The organism is Streptomyces sp. NPDC037273, assembly GCF_055603625.1.
Genome location: NZ_JBVJVO010000031.1, coordinates 24,255 through 38,039, shown reverse-complemented (window position 1 = coordinate 38,039; position 13,785 = coordinate 24,255). Strand labels below are relative to the sequence as shown.

The 13,785-nt window shown below is 70.5% G+C and carries 11 protein-coding genes and 1 pseudogene; 3 read left to right on the top strand and 9 right to left on the bottom strand.

The features are described from left to right. The 3 genes from ACZ7G1_RS38695 to ACZ7G1_RS38685 all read right to left on the bottom strand — a co-directional run. Nucleotides 1-398 (bottom strand): extracellular solute-binding protein (locus ACZ7G1_RS38695; RefSeq protein WP_470877102.1); only part of this gene is annotated, 398 nt, incomplete at its 3' end. 64 nt (nt 399-462) lie between these two features. Continuing rightward, nucleotides 463-1,362 carry a carbohydrate ABC transporter permease gene (locus tag ACZ7G1_RS38690; RefSeq protein ID WP_470877103.1) on the bottom strand — a complete coding sequence of 300 codons (900 nt, stop codon included), beginning with the start codon at nt 1,360-1,362 and terminating at the stop codon, nt 463-465. 4 nt (nt 1,363-1,366) lie between these two features. After that, nucleotides 1,367-2,332, bottom strand: a complete 966-nt coding sequence (locus tag ACZ7G1_RS38685) for a carbohydrate ABC transporter permease (protein ID WP_470877104.1) — start codon at nt 2,330-2,332, stop codon at nt 1,367-1,369. A 279-nt stretch (nt 2,333-2,611) separates the two neighbouring features. Here ACZ7G1_RS38685 and ACZ7G1_RS38680 point away from each other — a divergent pair, with 279 nt between their 5' ends. Beyond that, a complete protein-coding gene (locus ACZ7G1_RS38680; protein WP_470877319.1) occupies nt 2,612-3,613 on the top strand; it encodes a LacI family DNA-binding transcriptional regulator in 1,002 nt (333 codons plus the stop codon). A gap of 193 nt (nt 3,614-3,806) precedes the next feature. Here the strand turns inward: ACZ7G1_RS38680 and ACZ7G1_RS38675 are convergent. Then, nucleotides 3,807-3,884 (bottom strand): annotated as a pseudogene (locus ACZ7G1_RS38675) (LacI family DNA-binding transcriptional regulator); the annotation flags it as partial. Nucleotides 3,885-4,306: 422 nt separating this feature from the next. Between ACZ7G1_RS38675 and ACZ7G1_RS38670 the strand changes: the two are divergent. After that, the gene (locus ACZ7G1_RS38670; protein WP_470877105.1) at nt 4,307-6,736 is read left to right on the top strand and encodes an RICIN domain-containing protein; all 2,430 of its coding nucleotides are present in this window, start codon (nt 4,307-4,309) and stop codon (nt 6,734-6,736) included. A gap of 25 nt (nt 6,737-6,761) precedes the next feature. Here the strand turns inward: ACZ7G1_RS38670 and ACZ7G1_RS38665 are convergent, their stop codons facing one another. Beyond that, the gene (locus ACZ7G1_RS38665; protein ID WP_470877106.1) at nt 6,762-7,541 is read right to left on the bottom strand and encodes an IclR family transcriptional regulator; all 780 of its coding nucleotides are present in this window, start codon (nt 7,539-7,541) and stop codon (nt 6,762-6,764) included. 374 nt (nt 7,542-7,915) lie between these two features. Here ACZ7G1_RS38665 and ACZ7G1_RS38660 point away from each other — a divergent pair, with 374 nt between their 5' ends. After that, entirely contained in the window at nt 7,916-8,611 is a 696-nt protein-coding gene (locus tag ACZ7G1_RS38660; protein WP_470877107.1) for a FadR/GntR family transcriptional regulator, read from the top strand. Between the two features lie 90 nt (nt 8,612-8,701). Here the strand turns inward: ACZ7G1_RS38660 and ACZ7G1_RS38655 are convergent, their stop codons facing one another. The 4 genes from ACZ7G1_RS38655 to ACZ7G1_RS38640 are packed head-to-tail and all read right to left on the bottom strand — an operon-like array spanning nt 8,702 to nt 13,711. Continuing rightward, complete coding sequence (locus ACZ7G1_RS38655; protein ID WP_470877108.1) at nt 8,702-10,585, bottom strand: DUF5107 domain-containing protein; 1,884 nt, start codon at nt 10,583-10,585, stop codon at nt 8,702-8,704. Then, complete coding sequence (locus ACZ7G1_RS38650) at nt 10,582-11,427, bottom strand: carbohydrate ABC transporter permease (RefSeq protein ID WP_470877109.1); 846 nt, start codon at nt 11,425-11,427, stop codon at nt 10,582-10,584. Before ACZ7G1_RS38650 ends, ACZ7G1_RS38655 begins: the two co-directional genes overlap by 4 nt. A 15-nt stretch (nt 11,428-11,442) precedes the next feature. Next, nucleotides 11,443-12,408 carry a carbohydrate ABC transporter permease gene (locus ACZ7G1_RS38645; protein WP_470877110.1) on the bottom strand — a complete coding sequence of 322 codons (966 nt, stop codon included), beginning with the start codon at nt 12,406-12,408 and terminating at the stop codon, nt 11,443-11,445. A gap of 4 nt (nt 12,409-12,412) precedes the next feature. Continuing rightward, nucleotides 12,413-13,711, bottom strand: coding sequence for an ABC transporter substrate-binding protein (locus ACZ7G1_RS38640; protein ID WP_470877111.1), 1,299 nt, complete (start codon nt 13,709-13,711; stop codon nt 12,413-12,415). Nucleotides 13,712-13,785: the final 74 nt, after the last annotated feature.

Here is a 13,785-nt window from a genome sequence, read left to right as displayed (position 1 = left end):
GTGGCGTGCTTGGTCGCGCCGTAGGGGGTGAGGTCTTCGACGGACTTGCCGATGGCGAACTGTCCGAGTGCGTAGTACTCGATCTGGGCGACGTCGGGGGCGCCGGAGCCGGCGGCTATGGCGTTTTGGAGTGCGGTGTACTGCTTGTCGCCGGTGCCGGCGTTGACGAGTTGGATGTCGACGTTGGGGTACTTCTTCTCGAAGTCTTCGGCGACCTTCTTCAAGGTGGGCTCCCATGCCCAGACGGTGACCTTGCCGCCCTTGGCGAGAGCGGCGGCGATGTCCTTGGGGCCGCTGGCGGTAGCGCCGGTGTCGGGGTTTGAGCCGCAGGCTGTGAGGGTGAGGGCGGATGCCACCGCCAGTGCGGCGAGGAGTCTGCGAGAAGAATGGGTTCGCATGGGGTGTGCTCCTGGAAATTGACGAGGGTGAAGAAGAACCAAGAGAGAGGAACAGAAGGACGGGTTATTCCTTGACGCTGCCTGCGGCGAGGCCGGACTGCCAGAATCGCTGGAGGAGGAGGAAGACCGCGATGATCGGCACGATGGTGAGCAGTGAGCCGGTGATGATCAGGTCGAAGACGGCTTCGCCGCCGGCGGTCTGGGCCTGTGCGTTCCAGGCATTGAGGCCCAGCGTCAGCGGATACCAGTCGGGGTTCTTGATCATGATCAGTGGCAGGAAGTAGTTGTTCCAGGTCGCGACCATCGAGAACAGCAGGACGGTGACCATGCCGGGCGTCAGCAGCGGCAACGCGATGGTGAAGAAGGTCCGCACCTCACCCGAACCATCGATACGGGCGGCTTCGAGAAGCTCGGTCGGGACGGCTTCGGCGGCGAACACCCACATCAGATACAGCCCGAAAGGCGAGATCAACGACGGAATGATCACAGCCCAGGGAGTATTGGTGAGACCCATGTTGCTGAACATGAGGAAGGTCGGAACCGCCAACGCGGTGCCGGGAACGGCGGTCGCGCCGAGAACAACAGCGAAGACGGCTTTACGGCCGGGGAAGTCGTACTTCGCCAACGCGTATCCGCCCAGGACCGCGAGGACCGTGGCGCCGCCCGCGCCGGCGACGACATAGAGCAGGGTGTTGAGAAGCCAGCGGACGAACACACCATCGTCATAACTGAGCGTGCGGCTCACGTTGTCCCAGAAGTGCGAGTCCTCCGCGAACCACAACCCGAACGAATCCAGCAGCCCCTTCTGGTCCTTCGTCGCATTGATCACCAGCCACGCCAACGGCAACAACGTATAGACCAGGACCAGACCGGTCACCAGGGTCAGCGGAATACTCGGACGCGGATTGAGCGGCGTGTGCGGGCGTCGCTTGAGCGGTGTGGGTGTGGGTGTGGGTGTGTTCATCGGGTCAGGCCTTCCGCATGCCGCGCAGCTGGACCGTGTAAGCGATGATCGCGGTGATCACGCCCATCACGATCGCGACCGTCGCCGCGTAATTGTGCTGCTGACCGGAGAAGGACAGCGAGTAGGTGTAGAGGTTGGGTGTGAAGTCACTCGTGATCGCGTTCGGAGCGAGCTTTTGCAGAATGCTCGGCTCGTTGAACAACTGGAAACTCCCGATGATCGAGAAGATCGTCGCGATCACCACCGCGCCACGGATCGCCGGCAGCTTCACCGAAACGATCACCCGCCACTCACCCGCACCGTCGATCGCCGCGGCCTCGTACAGTGACCGCGGAACCACCTTCAACGCCGCATAGAAGATCAGCATGTTGTAGCCGACGAACTCCCACGTCACGATGTTCCCGATCGACGCCAACACCCAAGACGGCGACAACGGATCGGGCAATGCGACACCCAGAGCGTCGTTCACATTGCCCACCAGGCCGAACTGGGTCCCGTACATGAAGCCCCAGATCAAACTCGCCACCACCGCAGGCACCGCGTACGGCAGGAACACCGACACCCGGAAGAAATGCCTCCCGTAGAGCCGGCCGCTATCGATCGCCAAAGCCACCAGCAACGCGATGCCCAGCATCACCGGCACCTGCACCAGCAGAAACAGACCCACCCGCGACAAACCGTCCCAGAACCGCGGATCGGCCAACGCCTCCCCGTAATTCTCAAGCCCCACGAACGACGTCCCACCGATCAACCGATCCCGGAACAGACTCAGATACAGGGCATAACCCACCGGAGCCAGAAACACCAACCCGAAGACCGCGACAAACGGAGCCACAAAACCCCAACCCACCCACGCCTCCTTACGAAAACGGAGACGGAAACGCAGACGGGAATGGGCTCGGGAACGAGGGTGGGGGCGTCGTGTCGAGGAAGGTGGGGATGCCGTGGCGCGCGTCGACGGGGTCGTCATGGCATGGATCCTTGCGTCGGTGACCGAGGCGGTCCGGAGGTGGAGAGACAATACGAGCGCCCGAGGACCGGAGAGTGGCCCGGTGGGGGCTGGCGGAGGGATGATGTTTACGTAATCATCGGGTAGCGAGATGGTGGCACTCCCGCTCGGGAGCGGTCAAGGGTCAAGAGGTAGTGAATGGGAGGGATTCGGGTGGCGGAGAAGGACACGACCGATCGGCAGGCGGCGGACCGGCCGGACGGGCGGCGCGGCGTGCGGGGGCGGCCGCGGCGCGTCTCCATGGCGGACGTGGCCGCGCTCGCCGGGGTTTCCTCGCAGACCGTCTCGCGGGTCTCCAACGGCGACCCGGCCGTCATCGAGAGCACCCGTCAGAAGGTCCTCGACGCGATGCAGGAGCTCGGCTACCGGCCCAACAGCGCCGCCCGGGCCCTCAAGCGCGGTGACTTCCGGGCCATCGGCGTTATCACCATGGGCCTGTCGAGCACGGGGAACGTGCGCACCCTGGAGGCCATCGCCGGGTCCGCCTCCCGTGCCGGGTACGCGGTCACGCTGATCCCGCTGGACGCGCCGACCCAGGACAACGTGCGCGGGGCCTTCACGCGGCTCGACGAGCTCGCCGTCGACGCGGTGATCCTCATCATGGAGGTACGTCTCCTCGACACGGCCGCGCTGAGGCTGCCGCCGCACGTCAAGGTGGTCGTGGTGGACTCCGACGCGACCGGTCGCTTTCCCGTCGTCGATACCGACCAGCGCCAGGGGGCGCGGAGCGCCGTACGGCATCTGCTCGACCTCGGGCACGAGACGGTGTGGCACCTGGCCGGTCCCGAGGAGTCCTTCGCCGCAGGTCGGCGTGCCGAGGCCTGGGAGGCGGCGCTGCGCGAGGAGGGGCGGAAGGTGCACCCGGTGCGCAGGGGGGACTGGACGCCAGAGTCCGGTTACGAGGCGGGGCTCGCGCTCGCCGACGAGACGTCCTGCACGGCGCTGTTCGTCGCCAACGACCAGATGGCCCTCGGCGTGCTGCGAGCCTTCCACGAGCGGGGCGTGCGGGTGCCCGAGGACGTCAGTGTCGTCGGCTTCGACGATGTCGCGGAGGCGTCCTCCTTCATCCCGCCCCTGACGACCGTCCACCAGGACTTCGCGCAGGTGGGTGCGTTGTGCGTGGACGCGGCACTGCGCGAGCTGCGCGGCGAGACGGTGACCGGCGTACGACTGGTGCCGACGCGCCTGGTGGAGCGGGCCAGCACGGCGGAGCCGGGGCGGGACGGCGGGCGGCGGGGCTGAGCGCCTGAGCGGTCTGAGCCGGACCGGGCGGCCCCTGATCAGGGCGTACGGCCCCGCCCGCCGCCCAGGCCTCGAAGCCGGCGACGCTGATGTCGGCGGGGACGCTGCGTCCGGATTCGTGGAGGGCGTCCATGAGGCCGAGGAAGTGGGCGACGACGCTGCGGGCGCCGTGGGCCTGGTTGAAGTCGATGTTCTGCTTGTCGTTTGCGACCCGGGAGACGGTCTGAGAGGAGACGCCGGCCAGGGTCGCGACCTCGGCCGTGGAGGGCATGGGCGGGCCGCTCGGGCGCGGGGGCGATCGTGTTCGTTTCTCTGGCGCCGTCCACGCGCCTTTCCCTGGGGGTTGTGGGGCTGTCCGCGCGTGGGCAACCGCAGTCCGCGCATGTTGGCGTAAACATGAATCGGGGTCAAACGGCCGCCGAGTAGCGACCGGCACCTTGACATGTCCGTTTCGCCACTCCCAGACTCTCCCTCGAAGCCGCACCTGTTTACGCGAACAACGGCCGCCGTGACCCTGGACGCGTCACGGCCGCCGGCTCGGCCATGGTGCGTGAACGGCCCTCGACGCCGCAGCGCACAGCCCCGACCGGCACAGCCCCGACCGGCACAGTCCCGACCCGCACAGCCCCGACCGGCACGGGACCGTCGTCCCGGGACCCGCGCCACCCACCCGCACCCATCAGGGAGTAGTACGTGTCGTTCCCACACGCCCGGACGCCCTCCGGACCCCGCCGGCGAGGGCGGTCGCGCGCGCTCGTCGCCGCCACCGCACTGCTCGTCCCCGCGCTCTCCCTGTCCCAGGCGGGCCCGGCCGCCGCCGGGACCGCCGTTTCGCCCGAGGTGCGGACCGTCCGCCCCGATCCGAGCTACCAGCAGCCCGCCTTCCAGGGCTGGGGCACCGCCCTCGCTTGGTTCGCCAACGTCACCGGCGGCTGGCCCGACGCCCAGCGCGATGCCCTCGCCGACGCCCTGTACGGCTCCGAGGGCCTCGGCTTCACCATCGCCCGCTACAACATCGGCGGCGGCGACAGTCCCGAGACCGCCCCCTACATGCGGGTGGGCGGAGCCGTGCCCGGCTACTGGAACCGGCCCGGCGCGGAGACCCCCGGCTGGTGGAACCCGAACGACCCGGCCCACTGGAACGACCAGGCCGACGCCAACCAGCGCTGGTGGCTGACGGCCGCCAAGGCCCGTGGCGCCGACACCTTCGAGGCGTTCTCGAACTCGGCCCCGTACTTCATGACTCACAGCGGGCTGGTCTCCGGTTCCGCCGACGGCGCCTCGGACAACCTCCGCTCCGACCAGTACGAGCGCTTCGCCGCGTACCTCGCCGGCTCGCTGCGCCGTGCCGAGCAGGGCTCCGGCGTCACCTTCGCCTCGCTCTCGCCGGTCAACGAGCCCACGGCGAGCTACTGGAAGGCCGGCGGCCGGCAGGAGGGCTCCCACTGGGACCCCGCCTCCTCGGCGAAGATCGTCAGCACCCTGCGGGCCGCCCTCGACGCCGACGGCCGTACGACCAAGGTGTCCGCCATGGACGATTTCGGCCCCGGCGCCGCCCGTTGGCAGTGGGAGCAGTACGCCCCCGCCGTGCGCGACGCGGTCGGCCGGATCAACGTCCACACGTACAGCACCGACGGGCGGGCGGCCGTCCGGGACATCGCCAAGGGCGAGCAGACGCCGCTGTGGATGTCGGAGAACGACCTCGGGGGCAGTGTCGGCCAGAGCTTCACCGACATGCGTCCGGGGCTGGACCTCGCCGACAAGATCACCACCGACGTCCGCGAGCTGGAGCCCAGCGCCTGGGTGCTCTGGCAGGCCGTCGAGGACTACGAGAACATGACCCCTGACCGGGAGAACTCCAACTGGGGCCTGATCCAAGCCGACTTCACCCCGGCCGACGCCGCCACCGAACCCCTGCGCAAGAACAAGAAGTACTGGACCATGGCCCAGTACTCGCGGTTCATCCGGCCCGGCGCCCGCGTCATCGCCACCGACGACCCCGACACCCTCGCGGCGATCCGCCCGAACGGCCAGGGCCTCGTCCTCGTGCACGTCAACCGGGCCGGCACCGCACGCGACCTCACCCTCGACCTCGGCGGCTTCCGGACCACCGGCGGCGCGGTCGAACGGCACACGACCGACGCCACCCGGAACGTGGAGCGCGGCACCGACCTCACCCTCTCCGGCAAGACCCTGCGGGCCGCCGTCTCCGCCGGCTCCGTCACCACCTTCGTCCTGCCGGGCGTCACCGGAGTCGACACCACCGCCACCGGGGCGCCGACCGACGCGCCCCGGCAGCTTCTGAACGACAACAGCGGCAAGGCCCTCGCCGTCGCCACCGTCGGCGGCAAGGACACCCTGGTGCAGCGCACCTCCAACCCGGCCGACACCGCCCAGAAGTGGACCTTCACCAAGACGTCCGCGACCGACTGGTCGAGCACCGCCGGCTACCGCGTCACCAGCGTCAAGACGGGCAAGGTGCTCACCGTCACGTCCGGGGCCCTCGGCTTCGCCGCCCCCGGCACCGGCGCCGACAAGGAGTGGATGCGCTCGACCACCGGTGACGGGCACACGACCCTGGTCAACCGGGCGTCGGGGCTGCTCCTCGACGTCGCCGGGGAGTCGACGGCCGACGGCGCCCCCGTGGGTGTCTACCGGCCGACGTCCGGCGGCAACCAGTCCTGGACCTTCCGCTCCACCGCGCCCGATGCCTGGAAGGCGCCGGTCCTCCGGCACAGCGGCAAGTGCCTCGACGTCACCGGCGGTTCGACCGCCGACGGGGCGACGGTCGTGCAGTACGGCTGCAACGGCGGCACCAACCAGCAGTGGGCGCTCCGGCCGGCGGCCACCGGATACGTGAGCGTCGTCGCGCGCCACAGCGGCAAGTGCCTCGACGTGAGCGGGGAATCGGCGGCCGACGGCGCCCAGGTCTTCCAGTACGGCTGCAACGGCGGCCGCAACCAGCAGTGGGCCGTCCACGCGGTCGACGCGGGCAACGTCACGCTGATGGCCCGCCACAGTGGCAAGTGCCTCGACATCGAGGCCGCTTCGACCGCCGACGGGGTCGCGGTGCGTCAGTACGCCTGCGGCGGCGGCACCCACCAGCAGCTGCGCTTCGGCTGACGCGTCGCCGTACGCGCGCCAGGGTTCAGAGCCGGGGGAGCGGCGTCGTGGGGGCCCTGATGGAGAACGCGAGACCCGTGATGGCGCCTTCCGCGCGGTACTTGAGGCGGGCGGTGAGCGATTCGAGGAGATGGGCCCGGGAGGTGGGGAGCGAGAGGGAGAGGGCCGCCGGTACGTCGCCGACGGTGATGGGGACGGCCGAGCAGACCGTGCCCGGGACGTACTCCTGCCGCTCGTAGACCGGTGCGCCGCGGCGGATGCGGGCCATCCGCCGCAGGAACTCCTGCTCGTCCTGGACGGTGTACGGGGTGAGGCCCTCCACGGGGTGGCGGGCGAGATGGTCGCGGCGGGCGTCCTCGTCGAGCTGGGCGAGCAGGCTCTGCCCGGCGGCATGGGCGTGGGCGGTACGGCGGAAGTCGGCCCACTCCTCGACGGCCGGAGTGCTCTTGCCCGCGGCGGCGCCGGCGACGCGGACCTCGCCCTCCTCGTACAGCACGAAGTAGACGGCGGCCCCGAGTTCGTCGCGCAGCCGCCCGAGCCAGCCCTCCAGCTCGGCGGGGCCCGAGTGGCGCGCGGCCGCGGCGGCGAAGTGCGCGCCGGCACCGCCCACCGTGTACACCCCGCCCTCCCGCCGCAGATAGCCCTCGTGGGTCAGCGTGCGAAGGAGGTGGTAGGTGGTGGACAACGGTATGCCCGCTCGCCGGGCCAGGTGTTTCGCGGTCAGGCCCCGTTCCTCCTCGGCGATGACGTCCAGCAGGCGCAGGGCGCGGCGGACGGACTCGATGAGGGTGGGACTCGTGGGCATGGCGGTTCCCCCGGGTGTCGGTCGATCGGGAACGGCCGGTCTACCGCCCCCTTGTGGAGTGCATCGTTCCTCAGTGAATGTGTGGAAATCATGGCGTATGAGTGTGGAGTGGGTGAACGCCGGAGGGGGCGGAGCGAGAAAGCGCTTCCCCTCGCATGAGACATCGGGTGAAAGGGTGTCGGCCCGAGGGGTGGTGTGAGGGTGACGTGCAGGCATGAGCATAAGCCCGGGTCAGAGGTCGGAGGACAGTGCGGTCGGTGTCTACGGCCCTCGGGCGCTCGTGAGGGGCGTGAGCGGCGGGGGTCGCGCGGGCGGCGGTCCCGGCTGGGCGTGGCCTATCCTGCACGGACCAGTCCGGAGAGAGGTGGGGGAGCGTGCCGGTCACCGACGAGGCGATCGACAAGATCAAGGCCATGATCGTGAGCGGTGAGCTCGGGCCGGGTGCGCGGCTCCCGCGCGAGGCCGATCTGGCCGAGCGGCTCGGCCTCTCCCGCAACTCGCTGCGCGAGGCCGTCAAGGCGCTCTCGCTCATGCGCGTCCTCGACGTGCGCCAGGGCGACGGCACGTACGTCACGAGCCTGGAGCCCGACCTCCTCCTCGACGCGCTCACCTTCGTCGCCGACCTCCAGCAGGACGACACGGTCCTCCAGTTCCTGGAAGTCCGGCGCATCCTCGAACCGGCCGCCGCCGCGATGGCCGCCCGGGTGATGCCGGCGGAGGAGATCGCCGCGCTCGGCGAGGTCCTCGACCGGATCGACGGCGAGCTGTCCGTGGAGGGGCTGATCGAGCGGGACCTGGAGTTCCATCGCAGGCTCGCGGCCGGTTCGGGCAACGCGGTGCTCTGCTCGCTTCTTGAGGGCATGTCGGGTCCCACCGCCCGCGCCCGGCTGTGGCGCGGCCGGGTGGAGGAGGGTGCCGTGGCCCGCGCCTGGCAGCAACACCGCGCGATCTACGAGGCCGTCGCCGCCCGTCAGCCCGAACTCGCCCAGGCATGGGCCACCGTGCACGTCGCCGAGGTCGAGGGATGGCTGCGGGAGACGCTCGGGGAGCCGGAGGCCGGGCGCGCGTGAACCGCGCCGGCTCGGCGAGACCCTGACTTGGCCCGATCCCCGGGGGACCGCCCCCGGGGATCGGGCGTCCGTGGTGCCGGGCGCCGGTTCTCAGTCCTCGGTCATGCGGAAGTCGTACGCGGGAGGCACGGGCTCGCCCGGACGCACGGCGGTCCACAGCCGGTCGAGGGACACCTCGCCCTCGCGCATGTCGTCCACCCGGATGCCCTCGGCGAGGAGTCGCCGCACCCGGTCCTCGTCCCCCAGGGCGTACGCGGCCGTCGCCTCGGCCAGCCGGACCCGGCCGTGCCCGCGGGCCGGGCCGCGCAGCGCCTCCACCACGGCCAGCGCTTCCGTCGCGCGCCCGGCCCGCAGCAGCGTGTCGAGCACCTCGACGGTCAGCTCGAACAGCTCCGGGCGCAGTCGGTGCGCCTCGGCCATCAGATCCGCGGCGCCATCGGGCGAGTCGGCCAGCGCGGCCAGGGCCCGCAGCGCCCACGGGGTCCGCCGCTCGGCCAGCGAACGCCGCCAGGCGTCACGCGCGGCCTCCCGCTCCCCGTCCGCGAGCCGGACCAGGCCCAGGTGGTAGAGGGTGTGCCAGTCGTCCGCGCCTTTCTCCAGAAGCCCGCGCCAGCGCGACCCGGTGACGGGAGCGGCGGGCGGGTCGCTGACCGGCAGGGTCCCGGTCGCCAGGAGCCGGCGCCAGGGCTCCTGTTCGGCGCCGGGGGTGCCGAACGGCAGTGAGGGGGAGGCGGCGAAGCGGCCCGCCTCGATCTCCAGGGCCGCCCAGCCGGAGCCCTCGGCGAGCAGGGCCTCCGGCGCGCCGAACGCCTCCGCTTCGGCCAGGGCGCGGTCGAGGCGTTCGGCGGGGACCAGCTGGTCCAGGGCGTCGGCCACGGCCCACCGGGCCTCGCCCCAGCCGCCGTGTACGGCGGCGGGATCGGCCTCCAGGAGTCCGTACGCCTCGACCCACGACCAGGTCGCGCCGGCGGGCATCGGCAGGTGTTCGAGCTGGGTGCGGGCGAGGCCCGCCTGGATCTCCAGGTACGCGGAGTCCGGCCCCGAGAGCCACTCCTGCCAGTGCTTCCCGCCCGTGGACGTGCCCCAGCAGAAGAGCTTGCGGCCGCGCAGCCGGTCGGTGGAGGTCTGGACGAGACCCGTACCGTCCGCGTCGAGCGCGGCGATCCAGCGGCGTTCGCCGGCCGGGACGTCGAGGAAGTGGTCGGCGGCTCGGACGGCCCGGCCCGGGTAGCTGCGGTCCTCGGCCTCGACGACCGGGAACTCCACCCGCTTCAGGTCGCTGACGTAGTCGCAGTGGAAGGCGTGGTCGGCCGGGGCGAGGACCCGTACGTCGGGGTGCTCGGGGACGGCGATGTTCGACCACCAGTAGACGGGGGTCTCCTCCTCCGCCGGGTTGTGCACGGCGACGTGGACGAGGAGGACCGGCGAGTCCGCCGGCAGCCAGGCGTCCATCCGCAGCACCAGACCGCGCATCCGCTCGAACGCGAACATCCGCAGGACCGGCGTGCCGTCCGGGGCGCCGACCCGTACCGCGTGCAGGGGTTCGCAGGTCAGCGGCCAGTGGCCGGTCGTGCCCAGGTTCCACTCCACGCCGCCGGCGAGCCACGCGTCGCGCAGCGCGAGGTTCGCCGGCTGGAGCACGGGATTGCGGTGCAGCAGCTCGCGGCCGGTCGCCCGGTGGACGAGCGACCAGAGCCGTCCGCCGTACCCGGGCAGGAAGGTGGCGGTGAGGTGCTCGTTCTCCAGGACCACGGTGGGCAGGTCGCGCGGGGCGCGGTCGCGGTCGTACGTGCTCTGCCGGGTGTACGGCAGCAGGGTGGGCGGAGCCCCGTACGCGAGGTTGCGCCGCATCTCGTCGTCGATCCCGGCGCCCTCCGCCGTGTACGAGGAGATGCCGTGCAGGATCGGCAGCGTGCCGGCCGGGTCGGCGGCCCCCTCGATCCGCAGGACGTCGGTGCGCAGTGTCGAGGTCATTTGCCGATCCCCACGGTCATGCCCTGGATGATCCGCGTCCCCATCCAGGAGAAGAGCGCGATCATCGGGGCGAGGATGACGCAGACTCCGGCGAACATCGTCCCGTAGTCGAGTCCGTTGAGCTGCGCGGAGGCGACGAACGACGCGAGCGCCACCGGGAGCGTGATCTGGTCCTGGCTGTGCGTCAGGACCAGGGCGAACAGCGTCTCGTTCCAGGCGCTGATGAACTGCAGCAGGAACGCGGTGACGAGACCGCCGCGCGCCACCGGGAGCACCACCTGCGCGAAGGTCCGCAGCGGGCCCGCGCCGTCCAGGGCGGCGGCCTCTTCGAGGACCGCGGGGACGCCGGAGAAGAAGCCCGTCAGCATGAAGACGGTGAAGGGCATCGCGAGGCCGACGTAGACCAGGATCAGTCCCAGCCGGCTGTCCGTGAGGTCGAGGTGGGCCATGCCGACGAACAGCGGGACCACCAGGACCTGTCCGGGTACGCCGAGACCCATCGCGAAGGTCATGGTGAGCGCGGACGAGGTCCGCGTCCGGCGGCGGGCGAGGGCGTAGGCGCAGGGCGCGGCGAGCGCCACGGCGATCAGCGAGGACACCGTCGAGACGACGACGCTGTTGAGCGCGGCGGGGCCGAACCCGCCCTCGTCGAACGCCTTCGCGTAGTTGTCGAAGTGCGGTGGGAGGGGTAGCCCGAAGGCCCGGTGCAGGATGTCGGCGCTGCCGCGCGTCGACGTCAGCGCGATCCACAGGATCAGCAGGAGGTCCGCGGCCACCACGCACCAGACGAACGCCGTCGCGATCCGTCTCACCGGGCCGGTCGACCCGTGCTTGTTTCGCATGTGCTGTGACCTTTCTCAGTACTCGAGGGGCTCGCGGCGCATCAGCCGGCGCATCACCAGGGTCACCACGGTCACCATCACCAGGCTGACCAGCGCGGCGGCCGTCGCCATGCCGAGGCGCGGCACGGTGGCCTGCGGGAACGCCTGGGTGTACACGTACAGCGCGGTGTTCCAGCTCTGGGCCGGCGGGTAGGAGCTGCTCGTTCCGCCGAACAGCAGGATCAGTTCGAAGATCTTCACCGAGCTGACCGTCCACAGGACCGCGCAGACCGAGATGACGTCCCACGCGCAGGGCAGGGTCACGTGGCGGAAGCGCTGGAAGGCGTTGGCGCCGTCGAGTTCGGCGGCCTCGTAGAGGTGGGGCGGGATCTGGTCGACGGCGGCCATGATGATGGCGGTGTAGTAGCCCGTCGCGGTCCAGATCAGCGTGCCGAGGATCATCGGCAGCAGGTTGTCCGTCGACAGCCACTTCGGCGGGGTCGTGACGCCGAGGAAGTGCAGCGCCTGGTTGACCGGGCCGTCCGGGGAGAACAGGAACCCGGCGGCGATGCCGAACACCATGGCGTTGACCAGGCACGGGAAGAACAGCACGGACCGGGCGAACAGCCGTGCCCTCATCTCACGCAGGACCAGGGTCAGCAGGAAGCTGATCGCGAAGGTCAGCGTCCCGCCGATCACCATCAGCTTCAGGGTGTTGACCAGTGAGGTCCGGAAGAACGGGTCCTCGAAGAGCAGCCGGTAGTTCTTGAACCCCCGCCACTCCATCGCGCCCATGCCGTCCCACTTGTACAGGCTGGTCCAGATCGCGTAGCCGACCGGTGCCAGGAAGAGGACGGCGTACGCGAGGAGCGCGGGCGCGGTGAACGGCAGGAACATCCGGCGCTGCTGACGGGCCTGCGGGCCCGTTTCCCGGCGCCTGGGGGCCGGGCCGGTGCCCCGGGCGTGGTCCGTCCGGGGCCGGTCGTGGAGCGTGGTGGTCACGATGTCAGCCCTGGGTCTTCCAGTACGAGACCTGGTCGGCCTTGCATTTGGCGACGAACTGCGCGGCGGTCGTCTTGCCGTGCCACAGGTCGAGGAAGTTCTGGTTGAAGACCTTCGGCGTCCACTCGCCGGCCACCCCGTCGAACGGCAGGCGGACCGTCGAGCCGCTCAGCGTCTTCTGCGCGGCTTCGAGGCCGGCCGGGGCCGGGATGTCCTCGCGGGGAGTGAGGTTGAGCGCCGTCGTCGCCATGCCGGCCATCTGCTTCTTCTGCATGAAGAAGGCGATGAACTTCTCCGCCGGTTCGGCGTGCTCGGCCTTCTTCGGGATCGAGAAGCCGAACAGCGTGGCGTCCGCGGCCTTCACGCCCGGCGGCAGCATCGAGCCGAACTTCCAGCCGGCCGGCACCTGCTTGGCGACCTCGGCGGTGATCCAGTTGCCGTTCAGGTAGAAGGCGGACTTGCCGGAGGCCCAGTTGGTCTCCTGCGCCGGGTACTTGGTGGCGTCGTAGCCGGGGATGAGATAGCCGCCCCTGACCAGCTGCTCGACCTGCCCGGCGGCCTTCAGGACCGCCGGGTCGTCCCAGGTCGCCCCCGACTTGTCCGCGGAGAGCTCGGCGACGTCGACCCCGCCGGCGTTGAGCAGGTAGTCGATGTACAGGCCGTTCATCCACGCGTCCTCGCCGTCGGAGCCGATGCACGGCTTCTTCTTGGCCTTGAGGGCGTCGCAGACCTTGAGGAAGCCGGCCCAGTCCGTCGGGGCGGTCGGCATCGCGGCGGTGACGTCGGGGTCGGCGGCGTTGTAGAAGAGGCCTGTGGTCGCGACCTCGTACGGGATGACGTAGTGGTTCGAGCCCGCCGGGTCCTTCGGCAGCATGTCGAAGTACTTGGCCGGGATGACCTGGGAGACCGGGACGTTCTCGCCGGGCACCTGCGCGGAGAGGACGGAGGACAGGTCGCGGGCCTGGCCGGCCGAGGCGACGGCGCCGTAGATCGCGTCGTTGGCCTGGTCCCACAGGTCGGGGGCCTGGCCGGCGGCGATCGAGGGGCCGATCTTCTTCGAGACGTCCCGGCCCACCCAGTTCACCTCGACCTCGATGCCCGTCGACTTGGTGAACTCCTCGATCGACGCCTTGAGGACCTGGGCCTGCGGCTCCTCCGCCCGCCACATCGACCAGTAGGTGAAGCTCTTCGCGTCGGAGCCGCCGTCGGTGTCGCCGCCGCACGCGCTGAGGCCGAGGACGAGGGCGGTGACGGTGAGCGCTCCGACGGTACGGGTGACCGCGGGCAGGGTGGATCTACGCATGGAGGTGTCCTCTCGGCGGCGCGAAGAAGGCGCGGAAGTGCGGCGGGCCCCAGCGGGTCCGGAGTGGACCGGGC